This window comes from Streptomyces sp. NPDC050658 (assembly GCF_044457025.1).
Classification (GTDB): domain Bacteria; phylum Actinomycetota; class Actinomycetes; order Streptomycetales; family Streptomycetaceae; genus Streptomyces.
This window is the reverse complement of record NZ_JBITGM010000001.1, coordinates 176,352-193,395: the sequence shown is the minus strand read 5'-3', so window position 1 is coordinate 193,395 and position 17,044 is coordinate 176,352. Positions and strand designations below refer to the sequence as shown.

Sequence of the window (17,044 nt, the reverse complement as noted above, 5' to 3'; positions counted from 1 at the left end):
GCCGCGTCAACTACCCGCCGTGACAGCCGGTTACGGGGGCGTACGGAGGTGCGGGAGGGGTTCCTCGGGACGCGGGGAGGTCTCTCGGTGCGCGGACGGCTTCCTCAGTACGCTGACGGCATGACCCGCACCCTGGCCAACGCCCCCATCATGATCCTGAACGGCCCCAACCTGAACCTGCTCGGTCAGCGCCAGCCCGAGATCTACGGCTCCGACACCCTCGCCGACGTCGAGGCCCTGTGCGCCAAGGCGGCAGCGGCCCACGGCGGCACGGTGGACCTGCGACAGAGCAACCACGAAGGCCAGTTGGTCGACTGGATCCACGAGGCGCGCGAGCGCCACGCGGGCATCGTCATCAACCCGGCGGCCTACTCGCACACGTCGGTCGCGATCCTGGACGCGCTCAACACCTGTGACGGAATGCCGGTGTTGGAGGTCCACATCTCCAACGTCCATCAGCGCGAGGCGTTCCGGCACCATTCGTACGTCTCCCAGCGCGCCGACGGCGTCATCGCGGGCTGCGGCGTGCAGGGTTACGCGTTCGCGGTGGAGCGGGTGGCGGCGCTGCTCGGCGGGGCCTGAGCCCCCGGCTCGCCGGCCCCGACCCCCCGGTTCACCAGCCCCGCGCCCGCCACTCGCCCAGATGCGGGCGCTCGGTGCCGAGCGTCGTGTCGTTCCCGTGGCCGGGATAGACCCAGGTCTCGTCCGGGAGCGCGCCGAAGATCTTCGACTCGACGTCCCGCAGCAGGCTCGCGAAGGCCTGCGGATCCTGGTGGGTGTTGCCGATGCCGCCCGGGAAGAGGCAGTCGCCGGTGAAGACGTGCGGGTGGCCGTGCGGGTCGTCGTAGACGAGGGCGATCGAGCCAGGCGTGTGGCCCACCAAGTGCCGCGCGGTGAGCGAGACCCGGCCGACCCGCACGGTGTCGCCGTCGACCAGCGGGACGTCCGTGGGCACCGGGATGCCGGGGGCGTCCTCGCGGCCCGCGAAGGTCCGCGCGCCCGTCGCGGCGACCACCGCGGCGAGTGCCTGCCAGTGGTCGCCGTGCTGGTGGGTGGTGACGACGGACGCGATGCCGTCGTCACCGATCAGCGTGAGCAGCGTGCCGGAGTCGTTCGCCGCGTCGATCAGGAGCTGCTCGTCCGTGGCCCGGCAACGCAGCAGATAGGCGTTGTTGTCCATCGGGCCGACCGCGACCTTCGAGATCATCAGGTCCTGCAGCTCGTGCACATCCGCGGGACCGCCGACCTTCACTGCTCCGCTGTACGTCATGTGCCTCAGCCTATAGCGGGGGCAGTGCGGGCAGGAGGCCGCCTTCGGCCGTCAGGGCGGCGCCGTCGCGACGGCCGGAGAGCCAGCCGACGACGTCGGGCGCGGCTCCGGAGACGGTGACTTCGGGGTCGCCCTCCCGGCCGGTGCTCCACGCGTGCGTGCCGTCCGAGATCCGGGTGGGCGGCACATCGGGGTTGCCCGAGAAACGCGCCGCGAGGAACGCGATCTCCCGCTGGACGAACTCCTCCGGCAGGTCCTCGAGCTCGTACCCGATCCCCAGGTCGACATGGTGCAGCTCGACCTCGACCCACCGCCGGAACGGCACCCGCGACGCGGAGTCGGTGACCCCGTTGCGCATCTCGATGGTCCGGGACCAGTCGGCGGGGACGGCCGCCTGTGCCTCGAAGCGGGCCGCGCTGTCGCGGACGTCGTCGAGCTGCGTGGCCAGCGGTCGCGGCGCGTCCCGCTCGATGTCGGCGTCCCGCGCCTCCCCGCTGACGTACATGGGCCGTCCGGCGAGGACGTTCACGAGCGCGTCCGCGTTCCGCGCGAGATGCGCGAGGACATGGCCACGGGTCCAGCCGGGGAGCCGTGACGGCTCGGCGGTCGAATCGTTGTTCAGTTTCGCGGCTGCGGTGAGCAGCCGGTCGGTCGCGTCACGTACAGACGCCAGGTCGCGCACATGATCAATCATGCGCCCGACGATAGCCGCGCCACACGTTCGGGTGAAGGTGGTGGAGCGGCACCGCAAATCGAATGCACGTGCTATATGGTCGGGTGCGGCATCGGGCATGCTTGAAGGTCCGGGTTTGTTGCCGTCCAGGGAAAGCAGCCCGGCGTTGTCAGTGGCTCGCCCTAGTCTGTGAACGACGGGGGTCCCGCCCCTGTCACCACTCTCAAGAAAGGTGCGGACCGGCGTGGCCGACCGTCTCATCGTCCGTGGCGCGCGCGAGCACAATCTCAAGAACGTCTCGCTCGACCTCCCGCGTGACTCCCTCATCGTCTTCACCGGGCTCTCCGGGTCGGGCAAGTCCTCGCTCGCGTTCGACACGATCTTCGCCGAGGGCCAGCGGCGGTACGTCGAGTCGCTGTCCTCGTACGCCCGGCAGTTCCTCGGCCAGATGGACAAGCCGGACGTCGACTTCATCGAGGGCCTCTCGCCCGCGGTCTCGATCGACCAGAAGTCGACCTCGCGCAACCCGCGCTCGACGGTCGGCACGATCACCGAGGTGTACGACTACCTCCGCCTGCTCTTCGCCCGCATCGGCAAGCCGCACTGCCCCGAGTGCGGCCGCCCGATCTCCCGGCAGTCGCCGCAGGCCATCGTCGACAAGGTCCTGGAGCTGCCGGAAGGCAGCCGCTTCCAGGTCCTGTCCCCGCTGGTGCGCGAGCGCAAGGGCGAGTTCGTCGACCTCTTCGCCGACCTCCAGACGAAGGGCTACAGCCGCGCTCGGGTCGACGGCGAGACGATCCAGCTCTCCGAGCCGCCCACGCTGAAGAAGCAGGAGAAGCACACCATCGAGGTCGTCATCGACCGCCTCACGGTGAAGGACTCCGCCAAGCGCCGCCTGACCGACTCCGTGGAGACCGCCCTCGGGCTCTCCGGAGGCATGGTCGTGCTCGACTTCGTCGACCTCCCCGAGGACGACCCCGAGCGCGAGCGCATGTACTCGGAGCACCTCTACTGCCCGTACGACGACCTGTCGTTCGAGGAGCTGGAGCCCCGCTCCTTCTCCTTCAACTCGCCCTTCGGCGCCTGCCCGGACTGCACGGGTATCGGTACGAGGATGGAGGTCGACCCCGAGCTGATCGTCCCGGACGAGGACAAGTCGCTCGACGAGGGCGCCATCCACCCCTGGTCGCACGGCCACACGAAGGACTACTTCGGCCGCCTCGTGGGCGCCCTCGCCGACGCCCTCGGCTTCTCCACGGACATGCCCTGGGCGGGCCTCCCGCAGCGCGCCAAGAAGGCCCTCCTGTACGGGCACAAGACGCAGATCGAAGTGCGCTACAGGAACCGATACGGCCGCGAGCGGGTCTACACCACCGCCTTCGAAGGCGCCGTCCCCTTCGTCAAGCGCCGGCACAGCGAGGCCGAGAGCGACGCGAGCCGCGAGCGCTTCGAGGGCTACATGCGCGAGGTGCCCTGCCCCACCTGTGAGGGCACGCGCCTCAAGCCGATCGTCCTGGCCGTCACGGTCATGGGCCGGTCCATCGCCGAGGTCTCCGCGATGTCCATCAGCGACTGCGCGGACTTCCTCGCCGAGCTGAAACTGGGCGCCCGCGACAAGAAGATCGCCGAGCGGGTCCTCAAGGAGGTCAACGAACGGCTGCGGTTCCTGGTCGACGTGGGCCTGGACTACCTCTCGCTGAACCGCGCCGCGGGCACCCTCTCCGGAGGCGAGGCCCAGCGCATCCGCCTGGCCACCCAGATCGGCTCCGGCCTGGTCGGCGTGCTCTACGTCCTGGACGAGCCGTCCATCGGCCTCCACCAGCGCGACAACCACCGCCTGATCGAGACGCTCGTACGCCTGCGCGACATGGGCAACACGCTCATCGTCGTCGAGCACGACGAGGACACCATCAAGGTCGCCGACTGGGTCGTCGACATCGGCCCCGGCGCGGGCGAGCACGGCGGCAAGGTCGTGCACAGCGGCTCCATGAAGGAGCTGCTCGCCAACGACAAGTCGGTCACCGGGCAGTACCTGTCGGGCAAGAAGTCCATCCCGGTGCCGGACATCCGCCGCCCCGCGGACCCCGCCCGCCAGCTCACGGTGCACGGCGCCCGGGAGAACAACCTCCAGGACATCGACGTCTCCTTCCCGCTCGGCGTCCTCACGGCGGTCACGGGTGTCTCGGGATCGGGCAAGTCGACGCTCGTGAACGACATCCTCTACACGCACCTGGCAAGGGAGTTGAACGGCGCACGGTCCGTTCCCGGCCGCCACACGCGCGTGGACGGCGACGACCTCGTCGACAAGGTCGTGCACGTCGACCAGTCGCCCATCGGCCGTACGCCCCGGTCAAACCCGGCGACGTACACCGGAGTCTTCGACCACGTCCGCAAGCTCTTCGCGGAGACGATGGAGGCGAAGGTCCGCGGCTATCTGCCCGGCCGCTTCTCCTTCAACGTCAAGGGCGGCCGCTGCGAGAACTGCTCCGGTGACGGCACCATCAAGATCGAGATGAACTTCCTCCCGGATGTGTACGTGCCGTGCGAGGTCTGCCACGGGGCGCGCTACAACCGCGAGACGCTGGACGTCCACTACAAGGGCAAGTCCATCGCCGAGGTCCTGGACATGCCGATCGAGGAGGCGCTCGGCTTCTTCGAGGCGGTCCCGGCAATCGCGCGTCACCTGAAGACGCTCAACGACGTCGGTCTCGGGTACGTCCGTCTCGGGCAGTCCGCGCCGACGCTCTCCGGTGGTGAGGCCCAGCGCGTGAAGCTGGCCTCCGAGCTGCAGAAGCGGTCGACGGGGCGGACCGTGTACGTCCTCGACGAGCCGACCACCGGTCTGCACTTCGAGGACATCAGCAAGCTGATCACGGTGCTCTCCGGGCTTGTCGACAAGGGCAACACGGTCATCGTCATCGAGCACAATCTCGACGTCATCAAGACGGCCGACTGGGTCGTCGACATGGGCCCCGAGGGCGGCAACGGCGGCGGTCTCGTCATCGCGGAGGGCACGCCCGAGGAGGTCGCCGGGGTGCCGGCGAGCCACACGGGGAAGTTCTTGCGGGACATCATTGCCGCAGACCGCATCAGCGATATGCCCTCACAGGGGCGTAAGCGGGTCGCGGTTTCCGCTGCTGCGACCGCGAAGAAGGCTGTTGCCAAGAAGACGGTGGCCAAGAAGACGGTTGCCAAGAAGGCCGCCGCCAAGAAGGTTGCTCCGAAGAAGGTGACCAAGGCTCGTAAGAGCTGACGTTCGCCGTCGGGCGCGGGGTGCGTTGTGGCTGATCGCGCAGTTCCCCGCGCCCCTTACGGGGCGCCAGACTGAGGCCATGTCAGTGCGCACCGAACGTCAAGGCCCCGTCACCACCGTCGTGTTGTCCCGGCCCGCCTCACGGAACGCCGTCGATGGGCCCACCGCACGTGAACTCGCCGATTCCTTCCGGGAGTTCGACGATGATCCCGAGGCCTCCGTCGCCGTGTTGTGGGGTGAGGGCGGGACCTTCTGTGCGGGGGCCGATCTCAAGGCGATCGGTACGCCGGACGGGAACGAGGTGAGCGAGAAGGGTGACGGGCCCATGGGGCCGACCCGGATGCGGCTCTCCAAGCCCGTCATCGCCGCCATCTCCGGACACGCGGTCGCCGGCGGCCTCGAACTCGCCCTCTGGTGCGATCTGCGGGTCGCCGACGAGGACGCCGTACTCGGAGTGTTCTGCCGCCGCTGGGGCGTCCCGCTCATCGACGGCGGGACGGTGCGGCTGCCGCGGCTCATCGGCGAGAGCCGGGCCATGGACCTGGTGCTCACCGGCCGCCCCGTGCCCGCCGCCGAGGCGCTCGCCATGGGGCTGGTCAACCGGACCGTGCCGCCCGGCACTTCCCGCGCCGCGGCCGAGCGCCTCGCCGCGGAGATCGCCGCGTTCCCGCAGACCTGTCTGCGGGGCGACCGGCTCTCCGTGCGGGAGCAGGCCGGGCTGAGCGAAGAGGAGGCCATGGCGGGCGAGTTGAGGCACGGGCTGCGGTCGTTCGCCGAGGCGTCCGAAGGCGCCGCCCGCTTCGCCGCCGGAGCGGGACGGCACGGCGCCTTCACGGACGACTGAGCCCCCAAAGTCACTTCTCCGAAGACACGGGCTCCAGGAACTGCATGTCCAGCTGGATCTTCACCACGTCACCGAGCAGCCCCGTACCGAAGTCGAGCCCGAAGTCGCTGCGGCGGATCTCGCCCGTCGCCTCGAAGCCCGCGTGGCGGCGCGTGTCGCCGGGGAAGGCCTGAAGGCCGCCGAACTCGACGTCGAGCGTGGTCGGCCTGGTGACGTCGCCGATGGTCAGCTCGCCCTCCAGGGCCCAGTCCTCGCCCTCGCCGGACACCCGCGTCGAGCGGAACGTCATCGTGGGCCGACGCTCCACGTCGAGCAGATCGGGCGCCCTGACATGCGCGTCACGGTCCGCGTTGCCGGTGTCGATCGAGGCCAGGGCGATGGTCGCCGTCACCGAGGAGGTCTCGGCGCTCTCGCCCACGACGAGGCCGGCCGACACCTCGCTGAAGCGGCCCCGCACCTTGGAGATCCCGAGGTGGCGGATGGTGAAGTTCACGGCGGAGTGGAACGGGTCGATCTCCCACTCCCCGGCGGGCAGCGGAAGGGCGGTCGTCGCGGTGCCGGCACTGCTCTCAGTAGTCATGCCGTCCACGATGTGCGCCCGCCCGGACCCGAGGAAGGCCGGGCCGAGACTGGTAGTGACAGGGCCACGATCCGGTCCGGGGGAGGCTGGTACGTTCGATCGGTGAGCGACAACGAGCTGGGCAATTTCCTGCGCACCTGCCGTGAGGCGGTCACGCCCGCCGAGGTCGGACTGCCCACAGGGCCCCGGCGCCGCACGCCGGGCCTGCGCCGCTCCGAGGTGGCCACGCTCGCCGGCGTCAGCGTCGAGTACCTCGCCCGGCTCGAACAGGGCCGCGACCGCCACCCCTCGCCGCAGGTGATGGGCGCGCTCGCCGATGCCCTGCGGCTGTCCGTGGAGGCACGGTTCCATCTGCGGCGCCTGGAGAAGGAGGCGACCGGCGACCCCTGCTGCCCGACGGCGAGCGCACCGGCCCAGTCGGTGCGGCCCACCGTGCAGGCGCTCGTCGACCGCCTGGAGCCGGGCCCCGCCGTCCTGTTCAACCGGCTGAGCGATGTCCTCGCGTACACATCGGGTTACGAGCGGATCGTCCGCCCCCTCGGTCTCCTGGACGGCGGGCGGCCCAACTTCATCCGCTTCCTGTTCACCGATGAGCGGGCCCGTGCCGCCTACCCCGACTGGGACAGCGTGGCCGACGAGCAGATGGCGGGCTTCCGGCTGGAGTCCATGCTCACCGACCCGCATGCCGTGGGGTTCGCCGACGAGCTGACCGTCCTCGCGGGCGCCCCGTTCGCCGACCGCATGGCGGCCGTGCCGCGGCTGCCCCGGCGCAGCGGCATCGACCGGCTGACCCACCCGGAGGCGGGCGCACTGCGTCTGTCGTACGAGACCCTCGCCCTGCCCGAGGGCGACGGCCAGCACCTGGTGGTCTACCTGCCGGCCGACGACGCCACGTCGGCGGCGCTGGACCGGCTGGGCGGCCGTCGGCCCGGCGGCCTGCGCGCGGTGAACGGCTGACCGTCAGCCGCCTCAGGCCAGCTCCGCCGCGTACGGCGGCTCCGCGCCCGCCCGTGACACGGTGACGGCCGCCGCGCGCGCCGCGAAGCGCAGCACCTCGCCCCAGCCGTCCGCTCCGAGGGAAAGCGTCGCCTCCGTAGACAGCGCGTCCCGCGTGGAAAGACCGTGCAGGAGCGCCGCGTTGACGGTGTCGCCCGCGCCGATGGTGTCCGCCACGTCGACCCGCTCGCCCGGCACCGACCACTCGCCGCCGTCCCGCGTGAAGACGGTGAGCCCGGCACCGCCCCGCGTGACCACCACCGCGCCGGGCCCGGACGCGAGCCACTCGCGCGGTGTGCCGCCGAGCCAACTCGCGTCGTCCTCCGACAGCTTGAGCAGCGACACCGACGGCAGCCAGCTCTTGAAGCGGGCCCGGTAGGCGTCCGCGTCCGGGATCAGACCGGCGCGGATGTTCGGGTCGAGCGCCACGAACACGCCCCGTCCCGCCTCCCGGCGCATCAGCTCCTCGTACGCGCTCGCGCCCGGCTCCAGGACGAGCGAGCAGGTGCCGAACGACATCGCGCGTACGCCGCCGGGCAGTCGGTCCGGGGCGGTGAACAGCCGGTCGGCAGTGCCCTCGACGTAGAAGGAGTAGCCGGCCGAACCGTCCGCGCCGATCGAGGCGACGGCGAGCGTCGTCGGCTCCGCGCCCCGTCCGACGTACGACACGTCCACGTCGGCGGCCCGCAGCCCGTCCACCAGCGCATCGCCGAACGCGTCCCGCGAGATCCGGGAGCAGAAGGCGACGGGGGAGCCGAGCCGGCCGAGCGCCACCGCCGTGTTGTACGGGCCGCCGCCGAGCCGCGGGGCGAGCGAGGGCAGTCCGGCGCCGGGGTCACCCTCCGGGACGAGGTCGATCAGGGCCTCTCCGGCGACGACAATCACGGGCGTTTCCTCTCGGCTCTGCGGTCGTGGACGCCGTACTCCCGGCTGACGCACAGGCTAGGGCCACCGGGCGGGCGCGGGCCGATGCGGGCGGCACTCGGGCACGGTCGTGCCCAACACGGGCGGGCGAGGCCGCACCGGTATGGTCTGATCCGTCACCGAAGATCCGTCCGTGACGCTCCGTCCCTGAAGTTCCGTCACCGAAGCGCCTGACCTGTGGAGACCCGAATGCCCGGCACGCCGCCCCCCGCCCGTCGCACCGTGCTGCGCGCCGCCGCCCTGGTGCCGGCCGCCGGGATCGGCGTCACGGCCTGCTCGTCCGGCGACGGCGGCGGCAGCCGTTCCGCGCCGACCGCGCCGGTGGACCTCGGGGCTGCCGACGACATCAAGGTGGGCGCCTCGAAGCTCTACAAGGACGAGAACGTGGTCGTGAGCCGGATCTCGGACGACGAGTACAAGGCGTTCAGCTCGATCTGCACGCACCAGAGGTGTGCCATCAACAAGCTGGAGGGGCACAAGCTCATCTGCCCCTGCCACGGCAGCGAGTTCGACGCGACCAACGGCAAGGTGTTGCACGAGCCCGCCGTCAGCCCGCTGCCCGAGCTGCCGGTGAAGGTGGAGAAGGGCAAGATCGTCGCGGGTCCGGGGGCATAGCGGTCAGCGGTCAGCGGTCAGCGGTCGGCGGTCGGCGGTCGGCGGTCAATGGTCGGCGGGCCGCTCACTCCCAGTCCCAGGCGATCCCCAGTATTCCCGCCCGCACCTGCGGCTCCACGAGGTGCACCGAACGGTGGCGGCCGCTCAGCGTCAGTTCCCGGCGGCCCGCGCGCGGGGCGGCTGCCGAATGCTGGGCGAATCGGTGGCAGCGCAGCGGCAGGGCGCCCTCGTCGAACCGCACCTGCAGCGCGTACTGCCCGCCCGCGAAGCTGAAGCCGCGCAGATACTCGGTGGCCGCGCCCGCCGTGCCGTCCTCGAAGCCGTAGCGGAACAGATGGGTGTCCCCGGCGCGCAGCCGTGCGTCGAAGAGCAGCTCGGCGACGAGGACCCCCGTCTCGTGGTGCCAGCGCACCCGCCCGGTGCGGCAGTTCTCCAGGGCGCGTACGCCGATGTGTTCGGGTACGCAGCCGGGGTCCCCGTGGTAGATGGCGAGGTAGCGGTCCACGTCGTCCCGGTGGGAGCGTACGACGTGCTGGGAGTCGCGGCCGAGGAGTTCGCGGCGCGCCCCGATCCGCACCCGCTCGTGGTGGCCGATGGTGTGCAGCCCGCCGTCCAGCGGGGACTCCAGCTCGGCGAGGAGCCGCTGCACGACGTCGGAGGCTTCCAGGAGGGAGCGGTAGGAGCGGGCGGCGGGGCGTTCGAAGCCCGGGGCCGCAGAGGAGTGGGCGGGCTGGGCGAGGAGCCGGATCAGTGACTCTTCAGGGAGCTGGAGGATCTCCTCCAGGGCGCGTACGGCACGCAGCGACTCGGTGCGCTGGGGGCGGCGCGCGCCCTGCTGCCAGTAACTCAGGCTCGTCACGCCGACGTTGACGCCCTGCCGGGCGAGATGATGGCGTACGCGTTGCAGGGGGAGGCGGCGGGCGGCGATCGCGGCCCGCAGCGCCACATGGAAGGGGCCGGTGCGCAGGACGGTCTCCAGGTCCGCAGGAGTGCCGTCCGCGAGCTCTGTCCCGTGCCGCATCGCAAGGCCCCTTCTGTGAACGTTCACTTCGGCCGGCCGGGCGTACGCGCCGGTCGGAGCGGGCCACCAGGTGGGCGTACGAGGGGTGTTCACATACGTACGCCGCCGTTCACGGCCCAAGTAATCCCGCATTGAACCGTGTTGACCTGCACCGGACAACACTCGATGCTCAATCGCAGCGTCCGGACGCGCTCCTCCACCCCTCACTCCCCTCGGGAGGAACGCGATGCGCCAGAGAAACTGCAGGTACAGCGGGCGCAGACGGTTGTCCGCGCTCGCCGTCGTGGCGGCGGCACTGGTGGCCGCGCCGGCGGCGACGGCTACGGCGGCGCCCGCCGATCCGTCGACTCAGCCGGCCCAGCCCGCCCCGTCTGCCCCATCCGCCCAGTCCACCTCGTCTGCCCCGTCGGCTCTCGCGGCCAAGCGGCTGAACATCACGATGCAGGCCCAGGAGAAGACCAACTGGTGCTGGGCGGCGGGAGGGAACACCATCGCCGCCTTCTACGGCAGGAAGTACAGCCAGAACCAGTTCTGCAACGCGGCCTTCGGGCGCAACCAGAACACCGAGTGCCCCAACAACCAGGCCACGCTCGGCAACGTACAGAGCGGTCTGGAGTGGGCGGGCATCAACTCTGGTTCGTACGTCACCGGGTGGCTGCGCTATCCGACCGTGCAGGCCGAGATCAACGCGGGGCGGCCCGTCGAGACCCGCATCCAGTGGTCGGGCGGCGGCGGCCACATGCACGTCATCTACGGCTACGACGACGCCCAGAGCTGGGTCTACTGGGGCGATCCCTGGCCCTCCAGCGACCGTTACAACTGGGCCTCGCACGACTGGTATGTCGGCAACAACACCTTCTCCTGGACCCACTCGCTGTACCGGATCGGGGCGTGAGCGCGATGAGCCGTCAACTGCTGCGAGCCGCGCTCGCCGGATCCGTCGCCACGGTGTTCCTCGGCCTCGCCGCCCCGCACGCCGCCGCGGAGCCGGGCCCTTCTGAGTCCTCGCGCGCCGCCGCGCACAAGGCGGCGAGCGCGCCGGGGACGCTGGACACCCTGTCCCGCTTCTTCGCGCGGGAGGGAGCCGTCAGCAGGGCGGCGGCCGATCCCCGCGTCCAGGGGGACGCCGTGCCCGTGTACTACCTCTCCCCGGAGTTCGTCGCGGGGAAGAAGGGGGCGCCGGTCGCCCGCCTCGAGTTCCTCGCCAGCAAGGCGGTCTCCTCGGACGGCCAGAAGGCCTCCCTCTGGACCGTCGAGGAAGGCGGGTCCTGGAAGGTCGTGAACATCGCCACCGGGGACGACGAGACGCGGTACGCGCGCGTGGGCGCCGAGAAGCTCCCCGGAGGCACCGTTTTCCGCGAGCCGCAGATCGACGCCTGGTACGTCCAGGGGAGCGGCCGGGTGCTGCCGCTGGACGCCGACGCGAGGGCTGCCGTGGGCTCCGGCGGTGTCTCGGTGGCCGCCTATCAGAAGCGTGTCCATGCTGCGTACGCCGACAAATTGCCCGGCAGCGGCTACGCCAAGTCCGGCGAGGCGGGCGGCTACGCACCGCCCTCCGGCAACCCCTCACCCGCCGGCCCCATAACGCTGGCCTCCTCGATAGCCGGCGCGGGAGCCGTGCTTGCCCTGGGCCTCTCAGGGGCAATGCTCCTACGCCGCCGCACCCGGCAACACAGCTAACCTGGCCCGCCCTCCGGCCGGGCTTCCCCCCACCCGCCCTTTAGGGCGGGTGGGGGGGGGAAGGCCGACCGCCCCCGCCTCACCCTCCAGCCCCCGGACTGTCACCCCCCGCCAGTAGGGTGTGGAGCATGGCAGACCCCTCCAGCTATCGCCCCAAGCCGGGACAGATCCCCGACTCGCCGGGGGTCTATAAGTTTCGTGACGAACACCGCCGGGTGATCTACGTCGGCAAGGCGAAGAGCCTGCGTCAGCGCCTGGCCAACTACTTCCAGGATCTCTCCAACCTGCACCCGCGTACCGCCTCGATGGTGACGACCGCGGCATCGGTCGAGTGGACCGTGGTCTCCACCGAGGTCGAGGCGCTCCAGCTGGAGTACAGCTGGATCAAGGAGTTCGACCCCCGGTTCAACGTCAAGTACCGCGACGACAAGAGCTATCCGTACCTCGCGGTGACGATGAACGAGGAGTTCCCGCGCGTCCAGGTGATGCGCGGCCACAAGAAGAAGGGCGTGCGCTACTTCGGGCCGTACGGGCATGCCTGGGCCATCCGCGACACGGTCGACCTGCTCCTGCGCGTCTTCCCCGTGCGGACCTGTTCCGCCGGTGTCTTCAAGAACGCCGCCCGCACCGGCCGCCCCTGCCTGCTCGGCTACATCGGCAAGTGCGCGGCGCCCTGCGTCGAGCGGGTCTCCCCCGAGGAGCACCGCGAACTCGCCGAGGACTTCTGCGAATTCATGACGGGCCGCACCGGGACGTACATCCGCCGTCTGGAGCGGCAGATGACGGACGCCGCCGAGGAGATGGAGTACGAGAAGGCGGCCCGCCTCCGTGACGACATCGAGGCGCTCAAGAAGGCCATGGAGAAGAGCGCCGTCGTCCTCGCCGACGCCACCGACGCCGACCTGATCGCCCTGGCGGAGGACGAGCTCGAGGCCGCCGTCCAGATCTTCCACGTCCGCGGTGGCCGGGTGCGCGGTCAGCGCGGCTGGGTCACCGACAAGGTCGAGGCGGTCACCAGCGGTGACCTCGTCGAGCACGCACTCCAGCAGCTCTACGGAGAGGAGAGCGGGGACTCCGTACCGAAGGAAGTCCTCGTGCCCGCGCTGCCCGACCCGATAGAGCCCGTCCAGGAGTGGCTCACGGAGCGGCGCGGCGCGAACGTCTCGCTGCGCATCCCGCAGCGCGGCGACAAGAAGGCGCTCATGGAGACCGTCGCGCGCAACGCGCAGCAGTCGCTCATGCTGCACAAGACCAGGCGCGCCTCCGACCTGACCACCCGCTCCCGCGCCCTGGAGGAGATCGCCGAGGCCCTGGAGCTCGACAGCGCCCCGCTGCGCATCGAGTGCTACGACATCTCGCATCTCCAGGGCGACGACGTGGTGGCCTCGATGGTCGTCTTCGAGGACGGCCTCGCCCGCAAGAGCGAGTACAGGCGCTTCCAGATCAAGGGCTTCGAGGGCCAGGACGACGTCCGCTCCATGCACGAGGTCCTCACCCGCCGCTTCAAGCGCTACCTCGCCGACAAGGAGAAGACGGGGGAGTGGTCGCCCGATTCCCCCGGGGCCGAGCAGGAGAGCCTGACCGAAGAAGACGGGCGTCCCAAGCGCTTCGCCTACCCGCCGCAGCTCGTCGTCGTCGACGGCGGCCAGCCGCAGGTCGCCGCGGCCCAGCGCGCCCTGGACGAGCTGGGCATCGACGACATCGCGGTCTGCGGCCTCGCCAAGCGCCTCGAAGAGGTCTGGGTGCCCGGCGACGACGACCCGGTGATCCTGCCCCGCACCAGCGAGGGGCTCTACCTCCTCCAGCGCGTACGTGACGAAGCGCACCGTTTCGCGATCACCTACCAGCGCGCCAAGCGGGCCAAGCGCTTCAAGGCGGGGCCGCTGGACGCCGTGCCCGGCCTGGGCGACGCGCGCAAGCAGACACTGATCAAGCACTTCGGTTCGGTGAAGAAGCTGCGATCCGCGACAATCGAGCAGATCTGCGAGATCCCCGGGATAGGCCGCAAGACGGCCGAGGCGATCGTCGTGGCCCTCGCGGACGCGGCTCCCGTGGCGCCCGCCGTGAATACGGCGACCGGAGAGATCATTGAAGATGAGGAGCCCACCACGCAGGGCACCTCGGGCAGTGCGAACGAGGAGCCCGCGACCGTGGGCACCGCAGAGAACGACGGGGGCACACCATGAATGAGCATGACGAAGGCGGCGAGCAAGTGAGTACGGGCACGTCCATCGAGACGCCGGGAGTCCCCGACGCGGCGATCCCCGAGCTGGTGATCATCTCCGGGATGTCGGGCGCCGGACGCAGCACGGCGGCGAAGTGTCTGGAGGACCTCGGCTGGTTCGTCGTGGACAACCTGCCGCCCGCGCTGATCCCCACCATGGTGGAGCTCGGCGCCCGCTCGCAGGGCAACGTGGCCCGCATCGCGGTGGTCGTCGACGTACGAGGACGGCGTTTCTTCGACAACCTCCGCGACTCCCTCGCGGAGCTGGAGTCCAAGAACGTGACACGGCGCATCGTCTTCCTGGAGTCCTCGGACGACGCCCTGGTGCGCCGCTTCGAGTCGGTCCGCCGCCCGCACCCGCTGCAGGGCGACGGCCGCATCGTCGACGGCATCGCGGCCGAGCGCGACCTGCTGCGCGAGCTGCGCGGCGACGCCGACCTGGTGATCGACACCTCCAGCCTGAACGTGCACGAGCTGCGCGCCAAGATGGACGCCCAGTTCGCGGGCGAGGAGGAGCCCGAGCTGCGGGCCACGGTGATGTCCTTCGGCTTCAAGTACGGGCTTCCGGTCGACGCCGACCTGGTCGTCGACATGCGCTTCCTGCCGAACCCGCACTGGGTCCCGGAGCTGCGCCAGTACACCGGCCAGAACGAGGAGGTCGCGGCGTACGTCTTCAACCAGCCGGGCGCCAAGGAGTTCCTCGACCGGTACGCCGAGCTGCTCCAGCTCATCGCCGCGGGCTACCGCCGCGAGGGCAAGCGTTACGTGACGATCGCGGTCGGCTGCACGGGCGGCAAGCACCGCTCCGTCGCCATGTCGGAGAAGCTCGCCGCCCGCCTCGCGTCCGAGGGAGTGGAGACCGTCATCGTCCACCGGGACATGGGGCGAGAGTGAAGGCTTCCCTGCGGCTGAACCGTCTGGGCCGCAAGCGGGGCACCCAGCCCAAGGTGGTGGCGCTCGGCGGCGGAATGGGGCTGTCCGCGTCCCTGGCGGCGCTGCGCCGCATCACCGGTGACCTCACCGCCGTGGTCACCGTCGCCGACGACGGCGGCTCCAGCGGGCGGCTCCGCGACGAGCTGGGCGTGCTGCCGCCCGGCGACCTGCGCAAGGCGCTCGCCGCCCTGTGCGGGGACGACGACTGGGGCCAGACCTGGGCCCGCGTCATCCAGCACCGCTTCCAGTCCAAGGGCGCGCTGCACGAGCACGCGGTCGGCAATCTGCTGATCGTCGCCCTGTGGGAGCAGCTCGGCGACCATGTCCAGGCCCTGGACCTGGTCGGCAAGCTGCTCGGCGCGCAGGGCCGCGTACTGCCGATGTCGGCCGTGCCGCTCGAGCTGCAGGCGCTGGTCAAGGGCCATGACCCAAAGCGCCCGGACGACGTGGACACGGTGCGCGGGCAGGCCACGGTGGCGCTGACTCCGGGCGAGGTGCAGTCCGTGCACCTCGTACCGCACGACCCGCCGGCGGTCCCCGAGGCGGTCGCCGCCGTCCTCGACGCGGACTGGGTGGTGCTCGGCCCGGGCTCCTGGTTCTCCTCGGTGATCCCGCATCTCCTGGTGCCCGAACTGCTCGACGCGCTCATCGAGACGAAGGCCCGCCGGGTGCTCTCGCTGAACCTCGCGCCGCAACCCGGTGAAACCGATGGGTTCTCTCCGCAGCGTCATTTGGAGGTTTTGGCCCGACACGCCCCTAAACTCGCCCTGGACGTGGTGCTGGCCGACGACGCCGCCGTGCCCGACCGTGAGTCACTGACCGATGCCGCCAAGCGGCTCGGTGCCACGGTCGAGCTGGCGCCGGTGGCCAAGCCCGACGGCACTCCGAGGCACGATCCGGAGCTTCTGGCCACCGCGTACGACCGTATTTTTCGGATGCATGGAAGGATCGGCCCATGGCGATGACGGCAGCGGTGAAGGACGAGATCTCCCGGCTTCCCGTCACCCGGACCTGCTGCAGGAAGGCAGAGGTCTCGGCGATCCTGCGGTTCGCGGGCGGCCTTCACCTGGTGAGCGGCCGCATCGTGATCGAGGCGGAACTGGACACGGCGATGGCCGCGCGGCGGCTGAAGCGGGACATCCTGGAGATCTTCGGGCACAGCTCGGAGCTGATCGTGATGGCTCCCGGCGGGCTGCGCCGCGGCTCGCGCTACGTCGTACGGGTGGTGGCGGGCGGCGATCAGCTGGCCCGGCAGACGGGACTCGTGGACGGCCGCGGCCGTCCGATCAGAGGGCTGCCGCCGCAGGTGGTCTCGGGGGCCACGTGCGACGCGGAGGCCGCCTGGCGCGGCGCCTTCCTCGCGCACGGCTCGCTGACCGAGCCGGGGCGCTCCTCGTCCCTGGAGGTCACCTGCCCGGGCCCGGAGGCCGCGCTCGCGCTGGTCGGTGCCGCCCGCAGGCTGCAGATCGCGGCGAAGGCCCGCGAGGTGCGCGGCGTGGACCGGGTCGTCGTCCGGGACGGCGACGCGATCGGCGCGCTGCTCACCCGGCTCGGCGCCCATGAGTCGGTGCTCGCCTGGGAGGAGCGGCGGATGCGCCGCGAGGTGCGGGCCACCGCCAACCGGCTCGCCAACTTCGACGACGCCAATCTGCGCCGCTCGGCCCGCGCGGCGGTCGCCGCCGGCGCCCGCGTGCAGCGCGCCCTGGAGATCCTCGGCGACGAGGTGCCCGAGCACCTGGCGGCCGCGGGGCGGCTGCGCATGGAGCACAAGCAGGCCTCCCTGGAGGAGCTGGGCGCGCTCGCCGACCCGGCGCTGACCAAGGACGCGGTCGCGGGCCGGATCCGCCGGCTGCTCGCCATGGCCGACAAGCGGGCCCAGGACCTGGGCATCCCGGGCACGGAGTCCAATCTGAGCGAGGAGCTCGCCGACAACATGGCGGTCTGAGCACCACGCGTCACATACGCCTCGTGAGCCGCCGGTGTCCCCTTGGGCACCGGCGGCTTACGTATGCCCGTCTTGAACGCCCCTTG

At 71.0% G+C, this 17,044-nt stretch carries 16 protein-coding genes; 11 read left to right on the top strand and 5 right to left on the bottom strand.

Annotated elements, in window-relative coordinates:
* Positions 1–120: 120 nt before the first annotated feature.
* Complete coding sequence (gene aroQ / locus ACIBKX_RS00960) at positions 121–582, top strand: type II 3-dehydroquinate dehydratase (protein ID WP_363272324.1); 462 nt, start codon at positions 121–123, stop codon at positions 580–582.
* 31 nt (positions 583–613) lie between these two features.
* On the opposite strand, the gene ACIBKX_RS00955 is transcribed toward aroQ, so the two are convergent.
* Both ACIBKX_RS00955 and ACIBKX_RS00950 read right to left on the bottom strand, forming a co-directional pair.
* Complete coding sequence (locus ACIBKX_RS00955; RefSeq protein ID WP_363272323.1) at positions 614–1,270, bottom strand: MBL fold metallo-hydrolase; 657 nt, start codon at positions 1,268–1,270, stop codon at positions 614–616.
* A gap of 10 nt (positions 1,271–1,280) precedes the next feature.
* Positions 1,281–1,964 (bottom strand): maleylpyruvate isomerase family mycothiol-dependent enzyme, encoded by a 684-nt coding sequence (locus ACIBKX_RS00950; protein ID WP_363272322.1) that lies wholly within the window; start codon positions 1,962–1,964, stop codon positions 1,281–1,283.
* A gap of 223 nt (positions 1,965–2,187) precedes the next feature.
* Between ACIBKX_RS00950 and uvrA the strand changes: the two genes are divergently transcribed.
* Positions 2,188–5,196, top strand: a complete 3,009-nt coding sequence (gene uvrA, locus ACIBKX_RS00945) for an excinuclease ABC subunit UvrA (RefSeq protein WP_363272321.1) — start codon at positions 2,188–2,190, stop codon at positions 5,194–5,196.
* Between the two features lie 79 nt (positions 5,197–5,275).
* Positions 5,276–6,040, top strand: a complete 765-nt coding sequence (locus ACIBKX_RS00940; RefSeq protein WP_363272320.1) for a crotonase/enoyl-CoA hydratase family protein — start codon at positions 5,276–5,278, stop codon at positions 6,038–6,040.
* A 10-nt stretch (positions 6,041–6,050) separates the two neighbouring features.
* Here the strand turns inward: ACIBKX_RS00940 and ACIBKX_RS00935 are convergent, their stop codons facing one another.
* Positions 6,051–6,620 (bottom strand): YceI family protein, encoded by a 570-nt coding sequence (locus ACIBKX_RS00935; RefSeq protein ID WP_363272319.1) that lies wholly within the window; start codon positions 6,618–6,620, stop codon positions 6,051–6,053.
* A 102-nt stretch (positions 6,621–6,722) separates the two neighbouring features.
* Here ACIBKX_RS00935 and ACIBKX_RS00930 point away from each other — a divergent pair, with 102 nt between their 5' ends.
* A complete protein-coding gene (locus ACIBKX_RS00930) occupies positions 6,723–7,577 on the top strand; it encodes a helix-turn-helix transcriptional regulator (protein WP_363272318.1) in 855 nt (284 codons plus the stop codon).
* 12 nt (positions 7,578–7,589) lie between these two features.
* Here ACIBKX_RS00930 and ACIBKX_RS00925 read toward each other — a convergent pair whose 3' ends face one another.
* Positions 7,590–8,501 carry a carbohydrate kinase gene (locus tag ACIBKX_RS00925; protein WP_363272317.1) on the bottom strand — a complete coding sequence of 304 codons (912 nt, stop codon included), beginning with the start codon at positions 8,499–8,501 and terminating at the stop codon, positions 7,590–7,592.
* A 228-nt stretch (positions 8,502–8,729) separates the two neighbouring features.
* Between ACIBKX_RS00925 and ACIBKX_RS00920 the strand changes: the two genes are divergently transcribed.
* On the top strand, positions 8,730–9,155 hold the full coding sequence (locus tag ACIBKX_RS00920; RefSeq protein ID WP_363272316.1) for a Rieske (2Fe-2S) protein: 426 nt from the start codon (positions 8,730–8,732) through the stop codon (positions 9,153–9,155).
* Positions 9,156–9,219: 64 nt separating this feature from the next.
* On the opposite strand, the gene ACIBKX_RS00915 is transcribed toward ACIBKX_RS00920, so the two are convergent.
* Positions 9,220–10,176 (bottom strand): hypothetical protein, encoded by a 957-nt coding sequence (locus tag ACIBKX_RS00915; RefSeq protein WP_363272315.1) that lies wholly within the window; start codon positions 10,174–10,176, stop codon positions 9,220–9,222.
* A 226-nt stretch (positions 10,177–10,402) separates the two neighbouring features.
* On the opposite strand from ACIBKX_RS00915, the gene ACIBKX_RS00910 reads away from it, so the two are divergent.
* The 6 genes from ACIBKX_RS00910 (at position 10,403) to whiA (ending at position 16,958) form a co-directional block, all read left to right on the top strand.
* Positions 10,403–11,071: a papain-like cysteine protease family protein gene (locus ACIBKX_RS00910; protein WP_363272314.1), complete on the top strand. Its 669-nt coding sequence runs from the start codon at positions 10,403–10,405 to the stop codon at positions 11,069–11,071.
* Between the two features lie 5 nt (positions 11,072–11,076).
* Positions 11,077–11,856 (top strand): hypothetical protein, encoded by a 780-nt coding sequence (locus ACIBKX_RS00905; RefSeq protein ID WP_363272541.1) that lies wholly within the window; start codon positions 11,077–11,079, stop codon positions 11,854–11,856.
* 128 nt (positions 11,857–11,984) lie between these two features.
* On the top strand, positions 11,985–14,042 hold the full coding sequence (uvrC, locus tag ACIBKX_RS00900) for an excinuclease ABC subunit UvrC (RefSeq protein ID WP_363272313.1): 2,058 nt from the start codon (positions 11,985–11,987) through the stop codon (positions 14,040–14,042).
* A complete protein-coding gene (gene rapZ, locus ACIBKX_RS00895; RefSeq protein ID WP_363272312.1) occupies positions 14,039–14,974 on the top strand; it encodes an RNase adapter RapZ in 936 nt (311 codons plus the stop codon). Before uvrC ends, rapZ begins: the two co-directional genes overlap by 4 nt.
* On the top strand, positions 14,971–15,978 hold the full coding sequence (yvcK, locus tag ACIBKX_RS00890; protein ID WP_363272311.1) for a uridine diphosphate-N-acetylglucosamine-binding protein YvcK: 1,008 nt from the start codon (positions 14,971–14,973) through the stop codon (positions 15,976–15,978). The genes rapZ and yvcK overlap by 4 nt, the downstream gene beginning before the upstream one ends.
* Positions 15,969–16,958 (top strand): DNA-binding protein WhiA, encoded by a 990-nt coding sequence (whiA, locus tag ACIBKX_RS00885; RefSeq protein ID WP_160504363.1) that lies wholly within the window; start codon positions 15,969–15,971, stop codon positions 16,956–16,958. Before yvcK ends, whiA begins: the two co-directional genes overlap by 10 nt.
* Positions 16,959–17,044 lie beyond the last annotated feature (86 nt).